This is a genomic window from Nocardia sp. JW2 (assembly GCF_051843015.1).
Classification (GTDB): Bacteria; Actinomycetota; Actinomycetes; order Mycobacteriales; family Mycobacteriaceae; genus Nocardia; species Nocardia coubleae.
Genome location: NZ_JBPXLK010000012.1, coordinates 23183 through 38555, shown reverse-complemented (window position 1 = coordinate 38555; position 15373 = coordinate 23183). Strand labels below are relative to the sequence as shown.

14 protein-coding genes are annotated in these 15373 nt (G+C 67.1%); 9 read left to right on the top strand and 5 right to left on the bottom strand.

Features of this window, described 5'->3' with window-relative positions:
- The first annotated feature begins 117 nt into the window (after positions 1-117).
- From ACSVDM_RS18160 to ACSVDM_RS18145, 4 genes are read left to right on the top strand one after another with little or no spacing between them, the layout of a single operon-like run.
- A complete protein-coding gene (locus tag ACSVDM_RS18160; protein WP_439266421.1) occupies positions 118-2676 on the top strand; it encodes a hypothetical protein in 2559 nt (852 codons plus the stop codon).
- 28 nt (positions 2677-2704) lie between these two features.
- A complete protein-coding gene (locus ACSVDM_RS18155) occupies positions 2705-3151 on the top strand; it encodes a hypothetical protein (RefSeq protein WP_439266419.1) in 447 nt (148 codons plus the stop codon).
- Between the two features lie 16 nt (positions 3152-3167).
- Positions 3168-5738: an Hsp70 family protein gene (locus ACSVDM_RS18150; protein ID WP_439266417.1), complete on the top strand. Its 2571-nt coding sequence runs from the start codon at positions 3168-3170 to the stop codon at positions 5736-5738.
- A gap of 11 nt (positions 5739-5749) precedes the next feature.
- Positions 5750-6451 (top strand): hypothetical protein, encoded by a 702-nt coding sequence (locus ACSVDM_RS18145; protein WP_439266415.1) that lies wholly within the window; start codon positions 5750-5752, stop codon positions 6449-6451.
- Positions 6452-6464: 13 nt separating this feature from the next.
- Here the strand turns inward: ACSVDM_RS18145 and ACSVDM_RS18140 are convergent, their stop codons facing one another.
- Positions 6465-7745 carry a DoxX family protein gene (locus ACSVDM_RS18140; protein WP_439266413.1) on the bottom strand — a complete coding sequence of 427 codons (1281 nt, stop codon included), beginning with the start codon at positions 7743-7745 and terminating at the stop codon, positions 6465-6467.
- Positions 7742-8254, bottom strand: a complete 513-nt coding sequence (locus tag ACSVDM_RS18135; RefSeq protein WP_439266411.1) for a M15 family metallopeptidase — start codon at positions 8252-8254, stop codon at positions 7742-7744. The genes ACSVDM_RS18140 and ACSVDM_RS18135 overlap by 4 nt, the downstream gene beginning before the upstream one ends.
- A gap of 154 nt (positions 8255-8408) precedes the next feature.
- Between ACSVDM_RS18135 and ACSVDM_RS18130 the strand changes: the two genes are divergently transcribed.
- Together ACSVDM_RS18130 and ACSVDM_RS18125 are read left to right on the top strand one after the other, a co-directional pair.
- Positions 8409-9083 carry a response regulator transcription factor gene (locus tag ACSVDM_RS18130; protein ID WP_439266410.1) on the top strand — a complete coding sequence of 225 codons (675 nt, stop codon included), beginning with the start codon at positions 8409-8411 and terminating at the stop codon, positions 9081-9083.
- Positions 9076-10149 (top strand): sensor histidine kinase, encoded by a 1074-nt coding sequence (locus ACSVDM_RS18125; protein ID WP_439266408.1) that lies wholly within the window; start codon positions 9076-9078, stop codon positions 10147-10149. The genes ACSVDM_RS18130 and ACSVDM_RS18125 overlap by 8 nt, the downstream gene beginning before the upstream one ends.
- 16 nt (positions 10150-10165) lie before the next feature.
- On the opposite strand, the gene ACSVDM_RS18120 is transcribed toward ACSVDM_RS18125, so the two are convergent.
- A complete protein-coding gene (locus ACSVDM_RS18120) occupies positions 10166-10768 on the bottom strand; it encodes a TetR/AcrR family transcriptional regulator (RefSeq protein WP_439266406.1) in 603 nt (200 codons plus the stop codon).
- Between the two features lie 105 nt (positions 10769-10873).
- Complete coding sequence (locus ACSVDM_RS18115) at positions 10874-11266, bottom strand: DoxX family protein (RefSeq protein ID WP_439266405.1); 393 nt, start codon at positions 11264-11266, stop codon at positions 10874-10876.
- A gap of 181 nt (positions 11267-11447) precedes the next feature.
- Here ACSVDM_RS18115 and ACSVDM_RS18110 point away from each other — a divergent pair, with 181 nt between their 5' ends.
- Positions 11448-12527 (top strand): NADP-dependent oxidoreductase, encoded by a 1080-nt coding sequence (locus tag ACSVDM_RS18110; RefSeq protein ID WP_439266403.1) that lies wholly within the window; start codon positions 11448-11450, stop codon positions 12525-12527.
- A 117-nt stretch (positions 12528-12644) separates the two neighbouring features.
- Positions 12645-13463 (top strand): RNA polymerase sigma-70 factor, encoded by an 819-nt coding sequence (locus ACSVDM_RS18105; protein WP_439266699.1) that lies wholly within the window; start codon positions 12645-12647, stop codon positions 13461-13463.
- A 145-nt stretch (positions 13464-13608) separates the two neighbouring features.
- Here the strand turns inward: ACSVDM_RS18105 and ACSVDM_RS18100 are convergent, their stop codons facing one another.
- Positions 13609-14322: a helix-turn-helix domain-containing protein gene (locus ACSVDM_RS18100; RefSeq protein WP_439266401.1), complete on the bottom strand. Its 714-nt coding sequence runs from the start codon at positions 14320-14322 to the stop codon at positions 13609-13611.
- 189 nt (positions 14323-14511) lie between these two features.
- On the opposite strand from ACSVDM_RS18100, the gene ACSVDM_RS18095 reads away from it, so the two are divergent.
- On the top strand, positions 14512-15333 hold the full coding sequence (locus ACSVDM_RS18095) for an alpha/beta fold hydrolase (protein ID WP_439266399.1): 822 nt from the start codon (positions 14512-14514) through the stop codon (positions 15331-15333).
- The last annotated feature ends 40 nt before the right edge of the window (positions 15334-15373 follow it).

The following is a 15373-nucleotide window of genomic DNA, read 5'->3' as shown; positions in this document are numbered from 1 at the left end:
ATGGTTGAGCATTGTCTTCCGAGTTGCCCGGTATCGGGAGGATGCCGGGGCTCGTTCGGGAAAGGGGATCGCCGTGGCTGCGGATCGATCAGGGGCGGCCGACCGGAGTGCTTCGCGGTGAAATGGCCCTGGTCGTCGGGTGACAAGGAGCGCGGCAACGCGGACAAGCACGCGCCGGCCGGCCCCGTACAACCGGCCGGCCCCGCACAACCGCCCGTCGGCGAGCCACTGAGCATCGCCGATCAGGCGCGAGCCCGGCTGACGATGATCGAAACATTCCTCGGTCGCCCCGGCACGCCCATCACTCCGGAGCTGCGGCAGCGACTGCATGACGACCTCGTCGAAGCCGCCTCGACCTTGCCCGATGCGACGATCCGCCTGCTGCCTACCGTCGAGAAGCGTTGCGGGCTCACCGACGACACGGTGCAACTGATATTCCGTGCCTGGCTACGTCGCCCTGATGCCGATGCCTTCGCCGAAACCTGGTCCGTTGCCGCCGGATTGATGAAGGCAGTCACCGGAGTGTCGCAGCCGTCGTCGCTGTGCGTGTGGTTCGGAAACGCTGTGCGGGCCGAAGATCCCGACGTGTCACCGGAGTTTCGTGCCCTTGCCACCGCGCACCTGACCGAACTGGTCGACGCGCAGTTCGAAAAGTACGCATTCAGCGGTGGTTCCAGCGTGGAGTGGCAGGTGATGTACGCGCTCGGCCCGGGCACGCGCGCGGAGTGGTATCGCCGATTCGGTGACCGCGCCACCGCGCGTGGCGACAAGGCAGGTGCCCGACGACGCTACGCGCTCGCGGAACGGTTCGGTGGCGACAGCGCTGCGCAGCCGTCGCGGTCGCAGACCCGTCCGGGGCACTCGACACCGTCCCGGCGGGCGGATCACCAGCCGCCGCAGGCAACACCGGCGCGGCTCGGATTCGAGATGGGTTCCGCTCCGGTGACGGTCTCGCCGCCGCGCAAGGAACCGCCGACTCCCGCGCGACCGCCCGCCCCTGAGCCTGCGGCTTCGCCGACACCCTCGCGCCAGACCCCTGTCGACGTGAGCAGGAAACTCCTGCTGGCGGCGTCGGATGTCATGCACGGCCGTTCGGGCGCACCACGATTGGCTGACAGCCCGCCGCAGTCGGTCGAGCAGCCGCTGCGGATGGCGGTTCGTTTCGTCACCGCGTTGTCCCGGCTGCGCGAGGGCGACCAGGCCGCCGCCGAGGCCGAATTGCGCGAAATCATCCGCGAACCCGCCGAATCGCCGGCCGACGAGGACATGCACGCGAACGCCCATCTCGTACTCGGGCTCCTCCTGCAGGATTCGCGGCTGTTGGCGGCGGGGGTACGACAGCTTCGCGATCGGCACGGCGACCGATGGGTGAGCGTGTCGATGGTCGATCAGGAGGCGATATCGACCGTGCGCGCCCGAGCCGCCGCGAGGGAGACGGCGGAGACGATCGCGCCCGAAGCCTCCGACCTCGATCCTGTCCAGCTCCGGCACGCCTGCGTGAATCTCGCCGAAGCCGCACGGGCGGCACTGATTTCGCGAGCGGAGGAAGTAGACGCTTCGCTCGAGCGGGTCCGCCGGATCATCGGGGTCGCCCGCGGTGGGCAGGCCGCGGAGTTGGCGCGCGTCGCCGACCGGATCGGCGACATCGCGGCAGGCAGCGACCCGTCGGCACCGCCGCCGTCGGTCCGGCTGGCACTGACCGCCTTACGGGGGGACGGCGGGATCCTGCCGTGGACGCAGCCTGCCATGCGACTGTGGGAGAAATACGATCCCGGCGATCTGGTATCGGTCCATCATCGCGCGATCGCCGAGCACGCCAAGGCCTACTCCCTCGAACTCGAGGGCGATCACACCGCCTTCCTCCATTGGGACGCCGCGTTGCGGCACTGGGCGACGCTGTACGACAGCGCCGAGTTCTGGGAATCGATGCGCCGACATCTCGGCGAGGTGATGTCGGATGTGACACCGCGGGAACTGGAGCGGGCAATCGAACGAGTCCGCGCGGACCTGCCCGAACAGCTGCTCGAACCGCATGCCACGCGGATCCGAACGCTGTGGCAGAAGCAGCCTGCGCGGGCGCGAGCGCATATGCAGACGATCCGCACGGCGCCGTTCCCGGAGACGGTCAAGGCGGCCACGCGATCGAGAGTGGGCTACGAGGCCGAGGTGGCGGTGCGGCGCCTGGCCAAGGCGGGAAGTGAAGGGCAAGCCCTGGATCTGGTCGCCGCGTGGTTGCGCGTCGATCCGGACAGCGTCCAATTGGCCGAAGCCGCCCTCGATATCGGCATCGACCATATTCAAGCCAGACAGAACATGTCGTCGCAGCTGTACCCGGCTCGGTTGTTGCTGGACCGGATCACGGAGATGACCGCCCCGATCAACGACACGCTCGGACTCACCCGTTCCCGGACCACCCCCACCACCCAGCAGTGGTCGGGGACGGTATCGGCGGCGGACCGTTCGGCCTACGCGGCGAAGCTGGCCCGACACGAATTCTGGTTCGGCACTTGCCTGATGTTCATCGCCTTCGACCAGCGCCACCAGATGTCGGCGCTTCGGCTGTGCGGTGAAGCGGCCGGGCACTTCCGGTGGGCTATCGGCCTCGGGCTGCCCGACCTACCGCCCTACGACTCGGTGCGTGAACTGCTGGCGACCGCGTCGATCGGGGAGCGTTGACGATGGAACTCACCGGAGAGCGACGGTCATGACGAACCCATGGCAATGGACCGGGTCGAACCCCTACTACTCCACGGCTTTTCAGATCCTGGATCTCGACCCCACAGCGGGCCCGTCGGCGGCCCGCGCCCGTATCGCGGCGCGGCGCAAGCGGATCGCCTTCGACGCGGGCAGGTTTCCCCTGTTCGGCGCGGTGCTCACCGTGGCGCAGGTCAATGCCGCCGATGAGCAACTGGGGTTGCCGGAAACCCGGCTGGCGGCGGAATTGCTCACCCACCGGCCCGTGCCCGCCGAATCCGAGGTGGCCGAGCTCGCCGAACTACAGCAGCTCGCGGACGAACTGGACGCAGCGGTCGCCCGTGATGCCGAGGCCGCAGCCGAGGCGGTACCCGGCGCCGTGCCGGGGCTGAACTACCAGGTCCTGCCCAAGCTGCTGCCACCCGCTCTCGGCCCCGAACTGCACGCACTGCGCTGAAACAGGAGAACACCGAATGACGCTGGTCGCCGGAATCGACCTCGGCACGACGAACTGCTGCGTGGCCATTCCGGCCGACGCCGACATCCCGAACAAACAAGCGCTGATCGACCGACGCCGGTTGCGGCAGTTCGGGTCAGCGCTGATCGTCGCCAATCCCGACCTGTCGCTGACCACACCGTCGGCGATCTGGATCTCACCGGACGGCACCGTGCTGGTCGGTGCGCTCGCCAAACGCAAAGCGCGCCATCCCGGTTCACCGCCCGCGATGTTCTTCAAGCGCAATATGGGCACCGATCAGCCGGTCACCGCGGGGCATGCGACCATCACACCGGTGCAGGCCTCGGTGCACCTGCTGCGTCATCTCAAAACAATGGCGCAGGACGTGCTCGGTGTGCCGATCGACCGTGCCGTGATCACGGTGCCCGCATACTTCGAGACCAGCGCGAAGACACAGACCGGATTGGCGGGTGCCGAGGCCGGGCTGGAGGTGGTCGAGACGCTGATGGAACCGGTCGCGGCAGCGCTGGCGCACATGCACGAGTACCGCATGAAGGACTCCGAGGGACGCCGGTTTCTCATCTACGACCTCGGCGGTGGCACCTTCGATACCTCGGTGGTGAGCTGGGACCCGGACGGCGGCTTCAGCAGTCGATCCTTCGACGGCAACCGCTACCTCGGCGGGTACGACTTCGATCAGGCCATCGTCGACTGGATGATCGCCCAACTGCCCGGCTACGACCTCGGTTTCCGGCCGGACCAGCCACGCGACGCCGAATTGCTCGCGCGATTGCTGAGTCTGGCCGAGGCGGCGAAGCACGAGCTGAGCCGCGAGACGGAGACCGAGATCATCAGCCAGGACCTGGAAGATCGGTCCGGAAATCCGATGACTATCAACCTGCCCCTCAGCAGGCCCGAATTCGATCGGATGATCGAAGATCATCTCCGGGCGACCCTCGACCATTGCGCCGAAGCATTGGCCAAGGCCCGGTTGAGTGACGCCGCGCTCGACGAGATCGTGCTCGTCGGCGGCTCGTCGAGAATCCCGCTGGTCGCGACGTTGCTGGAACAACGCTTCGGTATCCCACCGCGCCTGTTCCATCCGGAACTCGTCGTCGCGGTCGGCGCGGCTCTCAAGGCGGCGAGCCGCGCTACCCGTAGCTCGGTTCTGGAATTGGAACCGCTGGTGCCGCAAGGCGATTCGGTCGATATCGCCGGCCGGGTGCGGTGTCCCGACGAGCTGGGTCAACCGGTGGTCGTGCTGGTGGAGACCGCCGACGGCGCACCGCTCGAACAGCGGGTCAACGGTGACGGGGCTTTCCTGTTCATCGACGTTCCGCTGGTCGCCGAGGGCGAGAGCTCCTTCACCGTGCGAGTGCTTGCCGCCGGGCAACAGGTCGACACTGGACACCTCACCGTGACAGCACACGATGAGACGCCGGCACTCGATCTGGCGGGAGATGTGCTCGCACACGACTTCTCGGTGGAGCTGGTGGACGGTCGGCTGGCGCGAATCGTGAAGGCGGGCACCAAGATCCCACACCGCGTCAGCCAGCATCTGGAGACCGCGCGAGCGGGTACCGCTTTGCGGGTACGGCTCTACGAGGGCCGCATACCGATCGGTTCGGTGCAGATCCACGACCTGCCCGAGGATGTGGCTCCGGGAACCGCTGTAGAACTGTCCCTGGAATTCGCGGTCGGGTGGACCATTCACGCGTCGGTGCGGCTGCCGCAGCTGGACCGGACGGCCACCGCCGTCATCGACATCCCGGTCCGTCAGGTCGCGTCGTGGACAGAGATCCGGTCGAGGACCGCACGGGCGCACGCCGCGTGGCGCCAGGTGCGTCCCGAGGTGCATAAGTCCGAGTCGGCGAAGGCGGGACCGGATCTCGAACAGCGGTTGGTCGCTGTGGAAGGGCTGATCGTCGGCGCGAAGGACCAGGCGAAAGCGCACCACATGCTGCTCGAAGCCGAGACGATCTTGCAGACCTTGCAGGAGAGCGAGGGCCCCGAGGCGTATCTGGAGCCGCCGCTGGCCAATTTCGAGGACAGAATGGGTACGCTCACCAATCTGGTGGTCTGGCTCGAACGTGACCTTCCCGGTGAGGCGCAGCCGTTCCGGTACCGTCAGGACGGGGTGGCGGCCGAGGCACGGGCCGCCTACGAGGCCGGTGATTTCACCGCGTGGCGCAGGGCGAACGAGAAGCTCGACGATCTGGTCCGCGAGGTCGTGCGGACCCCGCTGATCCGGGAAATCCTGGCCGTCGGTGCGTCGCCGACGGAATACCGCGCCTGGCTGACGGGTGAGATCGAGACAGCCGATCAACTGATCCGCCGCAAGTACGACACCCTGCTGAACGATCCACGTCTGGCGTCGGCGGAGAAGTCGAAGCTGCCAACGGAGCGCGACCTCTTCCTCGGTGAGCTGCAGCTGATCGCCGCGACCGTGCGGGAGGTCGACCTGTCCCGCCCCGCCGCCCGCGAGCATCTGCACACCATCTACACCGGCCGCCTGCAGCCGCTGCACGCGCGCGTCGAGCGGTGGGGCCGGGAAACCGGGATTCGCCGGCACCCTGGTGTGGCGTGAGCAGCCCCGTAGTGCTGGTGATCGGGCTCCTCGGCTTGGCGCTGGCGGTGTGGCTGGTCTGGCTGATCGTCCGGAGCAGCCGAGAGCGGCGCCGTCAGCGCGTGGTCGATCAGCTGCTGTCGGTGGCGGCGTCGGGGGATACCGCGCGGCTGCGCGAAATCGTCGAAACCGGTGCGTTCATCAATACTGTGGCAGCGCAGGGAAACAGCGCGCTGCATCTGGCGTACTACACCGGCCAGCAGGAAGCGATCGAGAATCTGCGGGCTTACGGCGCAGACGCCAATTTGCGCAACAACGAGGGGCTCACTCCGGCCGAGATGAGCTCGCTGGCCCAAATCGAGAACCTGCTGCGCGAAGGTGTCTGGTATCTCAATCGCGACGGCAGCTGGCGCGATAGGGGTCAGGGGTACCGGGTGTACACCCGGCTCGGCCAGTTTCCGGAACGGATCTACAATCCGGCAGTCGTGCGTCAGGTATTGCGGCGCGAACAGCGCAGGGAACTGCTGATCCTGGCGATCAAGCTCGGCCGGACCGGCTCCGAGGAAAAGCTGGCTGAAGCGCTGCAAGCCTTCGGTGACAAGCACATGGCCGAGGACTACCTCAACTGCGGCTCGCGATTCCTGCACGACGCAGCCGAGCAGTGGGCCAGGGCGAACAACTACCGCATCTTCAGTCGGTCGGGTTGGGCCAACGTCGGCTGGGGACGGTTCTGAATGGACACATCAGCTAGCGGAAGTACGGATAGTTCTGCACCCAGTGGAATCCGCGACTGCGCAAGGTGAAGCTGTCGAGGTCCAGGCGTTCCAAGGTGACGACGAGCGGGCGGTCGTGCAGTTCCCCGCGCAGTATCAGGAGGTCGGGGGTGGGTCTCTGGGTGGACACAGTCGCGAATGGTCCTGTGGCTCGGGCGAGTTCGAGCTGCCCGCCGGGGGAGAGCTCGGCTTCCACCGGAACGAATTCACCATCCATCCGCTGAATGGTGGCCGATCCCGGGCGTTCGAAAATCAGTCGTTGCCAACGGGTTCCGTCGGTGGTGAGCGGTAGTGCGACCTGTCCGTCGACGGAGAATTCCCGCACGTCCCAGATCCCGTACAGCTCGGACTTGGGGATACCCGCCCCGTGCTGTTCCTGCCACACCACCCATCGGTCGTACCCGCTGGCCAGTGCGACCCAGAGTCCCAGACCCGCCACGACCCCTTTCGCGATGCGGTTCTTCCGTTCTTCGGCGAAGAGCGACGGTAGCGACAGCGGCGCGCAACCACCCTGCAGCACGAAGACATCCACAAGCCGCCGCAGATAGGGCGCGAGCAGCACCAGGCTGATCAACAGCAAATGCGCGGCGAGCAACTTCTCCGGGATGTCGAACGTCATGTTCAGCAGCAGGATTTGCGCCGTACTGAGCACGCACAACAGCGCACCGAGCACCATCGTTCGGGAGAAGAACAGCAGTAGACCCGCCACGACTTCCACAGCACCGAGCGACATCTCGTATGCGGGGGAACTGCCCACCTGCAACCACAGCACCGAGGCCGGGCTCAGATCGCCGTACGGTTGCAGCAGCTGTGCCAACGACGGCCCGGGCATCTGGGTCGGGATCAGCTTCGCGAACCCGAACCCCACCATCTGCGCACCGAGGCACAACCGCAGGAACAGAGAGAACCAGGCGGTGAGCCGGGGATATGCCGTGCGGCGATCGAATGCCGTCCACACCGCGGCGACAACCACCGCGAGGACCAGCAGACACAGCACCAGCACCCACACCGCCGCCTGATCACCGGCACCGGAATCCTTGTGCTGCACCGCGTCGACGCCGAAGAACGTCCGGCCTACCCACCCGGTGACGGGGTCGGTCAGCGACATGTCCCACGGGCTCACATAAAGGCGCACCCAGCGCCCGAGGATGCCGAGCAACGCGAACGGAATATAGGTGTTCAGCAGGCAGAACAGAACGAAATAGACCACGCAGAACCGAAACGCGACGAGCGTGGCGGGCCGGGGAGTGGTCACCGCTGCATCCTCGGGTCCTCGGTGGGATCGGCGAACCGTGCCGGGCACCCGTTTTCCGCGGCGTCGCGGCGCAGTTCGTAATGCCAGGGTTCGTTGTCGTAGATCTGGCACAGCCCATAGGCGGCGCCGTGGGCGGACAACCACGCCGTCGCCGCGCTGTGCCCGATGTCGACCGCGTCACCCGACACGTGCGCGGAGGTTTCCGCGGTAGCCACCCAGCGGGCGGCCTCGGCCTCGGACCCGTACTTGCCGACCGCCTCGTGCAGCAGCCGTGTCTGGTGTTCCGCGGACCGCCAGCCACTGGTGACCACGAATTCGACCCCCTCGCTACCCGCGTCGACGGCGGCCCGACGGAGCGCATCGAGCAATGCGGGGTCCAGATTGGCAACCGAGGACGACTGGTCGTCGAAGACCCCCGCACCGGGCGAACCGGGGTCGCCACGGGGAATATCGATCGACAACGCGACGGAGGAGAGCCGGTCCGGCGATTGGTGGACAAAGAACGCCACAGCGCCTGCCGCGGTAAGAGCGGCGACAGCAGTCGCTAGAATTCCCCGGATATTTCTCTGATTCATGCGGTCAGTCAAGACAATGCGGCGTTGCACGCACGTATGCGATTTTCGATACGCCGACGATATGTTCCCGCTGGAAGAATCGAGAGCGATGCGTGTACTGATCGTCGAGGACGAACCCTATCTGGCCGAAGCAATCCGCGACGGCCTGCGCCTGGAAGCCATCGCCGCCGACATCGCGGGCGACGGCGACACGGCACTGATGCTGCTCGATCTCAACACCTACGACATCGCCGTCCTCGACCGTGACGTCCCCGGTCCCTCCGGCGACGAGATCGCCGAACACATCGTCGCCGCGGGCAGCGGGCTGCCGATCCTGATGCTCACCGCCGCCGATCGCCTCGACGACAAGGCGACCGGTTTCGAGCTCGGCGCCGACGACTATCTCACCAAACCGTTCGACCTGCGCGAATTGGTCCTGCGCCTGCGCGCCCTCGACCGCAGGCGCGCCCACAGCCGGCCACCCGTCCGCGAGATCGCCGGGCTGCGTCTCGACCCGTTCCGTCGCGAGGTCTACCGCGACGGCCGCTATGTCGCGCTGACGCGCAAACAGTTCGCGGTGCTCGAGGTGCTCGTCGCGGCCGACGGCGGTGTGGTGAGCGCGGAGGAACTCCTGGAACGCGCCTGGGACGAGAACGCGGACCCGTTCACCAATGCCGTCCGCATCACCGTCTCGGCGCTGCGCAAACGTCTCGGCGAACCATGGATCATCGCGACCGTTCCCGGTGTCGGCTACCGCATCAGTACGGGAGGTGACGGTGGATAGGGCACCCGGGCTGAGTGTCCGCCTCAAGCTCACCCTCAGTTACGCCGGTTTCGTCATGCTCGCGGGCACCTTGTTACTCGTCGCCGTCCTGGTCTTCTATCTGTACTACCTGCCTGCCGGATGGATCGACACCTCCGGCAACTTCTGGATCAACCGGGGGCTGCTGCTCCGCTCGTTCGCGCCGTTCATGGCCGCCGTCCTGCTCTTCCTGATGGTCTTCGGCCTGGTCGGCGGCTGGTTTCTGGCCGGACGAATGCTCGCTCCGCTGACCCGGATCACCGCCGCTGCCCGCCTGGCCGCCAACGGCTCCCTGTCGCACCGCATCCGGCTCGCCGGCACCGCCGACGAATTCCGTGAACTGGCCGACACTTTCGACGCCATGCTCGCCCGGCTGGAAGCCCACGTCACCGAGAACCAGCGGTTCGCCGCCAACGCCTCCCACGAACTACGGACCCCCTTGGCGATCACCCGGACCATGCTCGAGGTGGCCCGTGACGATCCCCCCGACGACCCGGGTGACCTGATCGAACGCCTCCAGACCGTCAACAGCCGGGCCGTCGATCTCACCGAAGCCCTGCTCGTGCTCAGTCGAGCCGATCAGCGGTCGTTCACACCCGAGCCCGTCGACCTGTCCCTGCTCGCCGAAGAGGCCACCGAGACGCTGATCCCCTTCGCCGAAAAGCACGGCATCACCCTCGAAACCGCAGGCGAGCCGACTCCCACCGTCGGCTCGCACGCCCTGCTCCTGCAGCTGACGACGAACCTCGTTCACAACGCGATAGTCCACAACCTACCCGGCGGCACCGCGTGGACAACCACCCGCCGCCTGCCCGACTCGGTGGTCCTCACTGTCGAGAACACGGGCGAAACCCTCACTCCACGAACGGTTTCCACACTCGTCGAACCGTTCCAGCGTGGGTCCGAACGCATTCGCACCCACGATGCCGGCGTGGGCCTTGGGCTGGCCATCGTCGACAGCATCACCCGAGCCCACGCGGGCACTCTTACTCTCACCCCGCGTCCGGGCGGTGGGTTGTGCGTGTCGGTGCAGCTGCCGGCTCGTTAGATCGCCGGGAGGTCGGTCACGATGAGGGAGCCCGAAATGCGCGCAGCGTGACGTCGACGAGGGAATCGGCGTATTCGGCGGTGAGCGGCCCGGACCTGTGTAGCCACCGCTGGAACAACGGGGCGTAGAGCACCTCCAGGACCAGGTCGAGATCCGCGCCGGGGTCGAGTTGGCCTGCCCGCTGTGCGCTGCGCAAGCGGTCCTTCTTCGCTTCGTCCACCGGGCGCGCGAGCTTCTCGCGGAACTGGGCAGCGAGCTCGGGGTCGTTGACGATCTCGACCTCGAGGGCGCGGATCGGACGCTCGAAGTCCGGGTCGGCGAACTCCGCGGCCGTGGCCCGCATGACCACCTTCAGATCGGCCTCGATGTCCCCGGTGTCGGGCAGCTCCACCTGCGGCCCTTCCTCTGTTGTGCTGAGGGCGAGGAACGAATCGAAGATGACGGCTCCCTTGGACGGCCACCACCGGTAGATCGTCTGTTTGCCCACCCCGGCACGTGCCGCGATGGCCTCGATGGAGACCTTCGTGTAGCCGACCTCGGAGATCAATGCGCGGGTGGCCGCGAGGATGGCTTGGCGCGAACGCTCGCTGCGCCGCGAACTTCCCTTGGCGTCGGTCATGAGGGCAGCTTATCAATCAACCGAGACGAGACGGTTCGGTTGGTAAGGGGGACGGCCAGGTCGCCCGCCGACCCGAGACTGTGCTCGGGTCGGCCGCCGCGCGTCTCAGCCGGTGAAGGATTCGGGGCCGAAGCGACCCCAGGCCACGAACGCGGCGGCGGCGAGGTAGACGAAATTCAGGGCGACGTATTTGTATTGCGCGTAGCGGGCATGGGTGATCATCGCGCCGATCATCAACACGACCCAACATGCGGCGGTGACGGGCACCATCACCGGTGCGATATCGAGCACGGCGGGCAGGATCAGTCCGGCCGCTGCGAGGATCTCGAGGACTCCCAGGGTCCTGACGAAACCGCTGCCTGCGTGTTCGGTCCATCCGCCGCCGGACTTCCTGCCGAGTTCGTCGAGTTCGTCCTTGGGCATGAATGTCTTGGTGACCCCGCCGAGCACAGCGAGGGCGGCGAGCAGGCCGGTGGTGATCCAGAGTGCGAGGTTCATGGAGTTCTCCTTCGGATGAGGCGCCAGACGAGCTCGTCGTCAGCGGTCGCGCATCAGACACCGCCGGCTCTGGTGGCGTGACACCGCTGCGGCGTGACGTGATCTGCCTCACTGCGGTGTCACAGCGCGCGGTTGTGCGGTGTCTCGTGCCCGAACCCCCCGTGAACCGAAGGAGCAACCGATGATCGAAGCAAATGGGAACCGAGCAAAGCTGATGAAGGCTGTGCGATACCACTCCTACGGCGGCAGCGGTGTGCTGGTCTACGAGGAGGCGAGCCGACCGGTCGCCGGGCCGGGTGAGGTGGTCGTGCGGGTGGCAGGCACTTCGTACAACGACGCCGATGCCGGGCTCCGAGCAGGTTTTCGACAAGACGTTGTGCCGCTGACGCTTCCGCACATCCCGAATGTCGACATGGCCGGTGTCATCACCGAAGTCGGTGCGGGAGTGACCGGCTGGAGCGTCGGTGACGCGGTCATCGCGGTCTTGCCGGTGACCGCGCCCGGTGCGGCCGCCGAATACGCCGCGGCTCCTGCCGAGGTGCTGGCTTCCGCACCACGGACTGTCGAACTCGCCGACGCCGCGGCCCTGCCTTTGGTCGGACTCACAGCATGGCAATCACTGTTCGAACACGCCGGTCTCGCGGCTGATCAGCACATCTTGATCAATGGTGCTGGCAGTGCGGTGGGTGGGTTCGCGGTCCAGCTCGCCGTGCAAGCCGGGGCCACCGTGACCGCGACGGCCGGCCCGCGCAGCCGCGACCGCACTCGCGCCTATGGCGCGCAGCGGATCATCGACTACACCGAGACCCCTGTCGTGGAGGCGGTGGCCGGTCAGCGGTTCGACGTGGTGCTGAACCTGGCGCCGAGCAGCCCGGAGGAGAACGTGGCGTTGGCGGACCTGGTTGCCGACGGTGGGGCCTACGTCAGCACGGTCACGCCCGTCCCGCGGGATGTCGGTCGCGGGGTGCGGGCAGTGCGGCCATTCGCGTACAGCGATGCCGCTCGGCTCTCGATGCTGGCCGCTCGTGTCGATGCCGGCGAGCTGCGGATCGCCGTGGCTGAGCGGCTGCCGCTGTCGGAACTACCAACCGTTCACCTGCGCGCCGCCGAGCGGATCGCGCACGTGGTCGAGTTGGCCGCACGCGTCGAGGGCCGGGAGCTCGGTTTCGAGGTGGCCGCGCGGCTGCGGGCCGAGGCGGACACCGTCGATGTTCCCGCCGCCGGGGGAGAGATAGTCGGCAAGGTCATCCTGATTCCCTGAGAGACCGAGGAAGAGGACAACGTGGTGCACACTCCACCGAATGACGGGCGGACACCGGAACCCGCGACCGCTGCCTTTGTCGCGCACCGCAATCTGCTGTTCACCGTCGCCTACGAGATGCTCGGATCGGCCGCGGACGCCGAAGACGTTCTGCAGGAGACGTGGCTGCGCTGGAGCAAGGTCGACCTGGGGCAGGTGAGCGACCAGCGGGCCTATCTGGTGCGGATCACGGCCCGGCAGTCGCTCAACCGGCTGCGCACGATCAGCCGTCGCAAGGAATCCTATGTGGGTCCGTGGCTGCCCGAGCCGCTGCTGACCGCGCCCGACGCGGCCGCCGACCTCGAACTCGCCGAAAGCTTGTCGATGGCGACGATGCTCATCCTCGAAACACTGTCACCGACCGAACGCGCGGTGTTCGTGCTTCGCGAGGTGTTCGAGATCGGCTACGACGATATCGCCGCCGCCGTCGGCAAGACTCCCACCGCCGTCCGCCAGATCGCCCACCGCGCCCGCGGACACGTCGATGCCCGCCGCCCCCGAATGACGGTCTCGGCCGACGAAACCCGGGCCGCACTCGAGTCGTTCCGCCGTGCCCTCACCTCCGGTGACCCCCAGGCCCTGCTGGACGTCCTCGCCCCCGAGGTCGTCCTCGTCAGCGACGGCGGTGGGGTCAAGCGCGCGGCATTGCGGCCCGTCGCGGGCGCGGAGAACGCGGTCCGCTACATCCTCGGCGGAGTCGGCAGGACCGAGGCCTCGATCGTCATCGATCCCACTCTGCTCAACGGCAGCCCGGCCCTGGTCTTCCGGTTGGACGGCGAGATCGATGGAGTCATGGCGTTCCGGGTCGACAACGACCGCATCACCGGCCTCTACTTCGTCCGCAACCCACACAAACTGACCCGGATCGAATCGGAGACTTCCTTGACCCTGCGCTGACCCAGACCCACGCAGCAGCGCGATTCGCGAGTCATGTGCGCGCGGTAGCTGCCGTCGATACCGGTACTTCTCGACACCGCCCACGGCAGACGGGATCGCGTCGCGCCCGAACGGAGACCGCGGGCTGCCCTGGCCGGGACAGGAATCAGGTTGTCGGCCAGGCCAGTTCGTCGATCGCGAGCCACGGAGCCTTCGCGACGACGGTCGGGGTCATATCGGTGATCGCCTTGGTGCGACGATGAAAATGCGATTGGTCGACATAGCCTGCCTCGGCGGCGGCGTCCGCGGGCGAGCGCCCTGCCACCAGGAGATGAGCGGCATGGTCGAAGCGGACCAGGTCGGACGCGTGCTTGGGTGAGACTCCGATACTGGACTGGAAGCGGGACCATAGTCGCTGGCGGGTCCAGCCGGTCTCCGCGGCAAGGGTCTCGATGCGGATCCGGCCTCGGCTGCGGACGGTCCGGTCCCAGGCATACGTGATCTCGGGTGCTACACCGGATCCGCGACGCACCCAGCTTCGCAGGAATGCGGCCACGATCGCGAACCGCTCGTTCCACGACGGCGTCGCACGGAGCCGCTCGGTCAAGCCGGCGGTTTCGTTGCCCCACAGGTCCGGCAGCGGTGTCACCGTGCCGCCGATGATGCCGGTGTCGTGGAGAATCGCCGCGGCGACGACGGGGGACATGCGGACCTGCAGGACGTCACCGACTCCAGTGCTGGTGATGCGTAGCGGACCTGCGTGGAGGCCGATGATCGCGTTCCCGACGACCCGGCGTCCGAGAACGTCGTATACGACTCCGTGTTCGCTGAGATCGAGCAGGAGCGTGATCGAGGGATGCGGGATCATGGTGATTTCCACGGCGGCACCCCCGTGGTACCGGAATCCCGCCATCTGGGTTCCCGGCATAGGCACTCGGCCCGGCACAGCGACATCGACCCGACTCCAGTCCCATCGGCTCGCTGCGTCCATGCATCCCAGGCTAACCGGAGTGAAACAGCCTGACATTTGTCCAATACGGCGTGACGGGTCGACTGCGATGCTGGCGGTATGAGCGCATCGAGTCCCACCGAGCCACGCGACGATACGACAACCCGCGGGTTGCACGTCGTCATCGACGGGAACCCGGCCGCACCGCCCCTGCTACTCGTGCACGGCTCGGGCGCAACCGGTTCGATGTGGGCACCCGTGGTGCCGTCGCTCGCCACGAAGTATCGGGTGATCACGATCGACCTGCCGGGATGCGGCCGGTCGGAGTCGGCATCGACGTACGCCGTTGCGCAACAAGCGGATCGGGTGGCGAAGGTGCTGGACGAGCTCGGCGTCCGGAATCTGCGGGTGGTCGGTCACTCCAGCGGCGGGTATGTCGCGACGGCCCTCGTAGAGAATCGTCCCGATCTGGTCGGCGATCTGGTCCTGCTCAGCACGGGCCCGAGTCTGGCAGCGTTGCTCCCCGAGCCAGCGATCATCCGGGCGCTCACCTCTCCGCCGTTCGGTCCGCTCGTGTGGGCGGTGCGCACCGACTCGATGATCCGTCGCGGACTGGCAGCGACCGCGGCGACAACGATCACGGTGCCCGACGGTGCCGTGGCCGACTTACGCGCGATGTCCTATCGAACTTTTCGTGCGATTCTCGCCGCCAACATCGACTACCTCGCCGCACGAACCGTGCCCCAGCGCCTCATCGACGCCGGAAAGCCTCTCCTCGTGATCTTCGGGGATTCCGATCCCCGCTGGGACCCGGAGTCGGCGCACCACTACGAGGCGGTGCCGGGTGCTCAGCTGGAATACCTTCGCGGAGTCGGTCATCTCGCGATGCTCGAAGACCCCGACGCCCTCGCCCGCTCGATCCTCGCCAGCGCGGAGTCCTAGCAGGCTTCCCAGCGCACCGACGAGATGTTGCTGCCGATGG

Coding starts and splice junctions, on each gene's coding strand:
- ACSVDM_RS18155 (WP_439266419.1), top strand. CDS start 2,705: ATGACGAACCCATGGCAATGGACCGGGTCGAACCCCTACTACTCCACG.
- ACSVDM_RS18150 (WP_439266417.1), top strand. CDS start 3,168: ATGACGCTGGTCGCCGGAATCGACCTCGGCACGACGAACTGCTGCGTG.
- ACSVDM_RS18130 (WP_439266410.1), top strand. CDS start 8,409: ATGCGTGTACTGATCGTCGAGGACGAACCCTATCTGGCCGAAGCAATC.
- ACSVDM_RS18120 (WP_439266406.1), bottom strand. CDS start 10,768: ATGACCGACGCCAAGGGAAGTTCGCGGCGCAGCGAGCGTTCGCGCCAA.
- ACSVDM_RS18115 (WP_439266405.1), bottom strand. CDS start 11,266: ATGAACCTCGCACTCTGGATCACCACCGGCCTGCTCGCCGCCCTCGCT.
- ACSVDM_RS18110 (WP_439266403.1), top strand. CDS start 11,448: ATGATCGAAGCAAATGGGAACCGAGCAAAGCTGATGAAGGCTGTGCGA.
- ACSVDM_RS18105 (WP_439266699.1), top strand. CDS start 12,645: ATGCTCGGATCGGCCGCGGACGCCGAAGACGTTCTGCAGGAGACGTGG.
- ACSVDM_RS18095 (WP_439266399.1), top strand. CDS start 14,512: ATGAGCGCATCGAGTCCCACCGAGCCACGCGACGATACGACAACCCGC.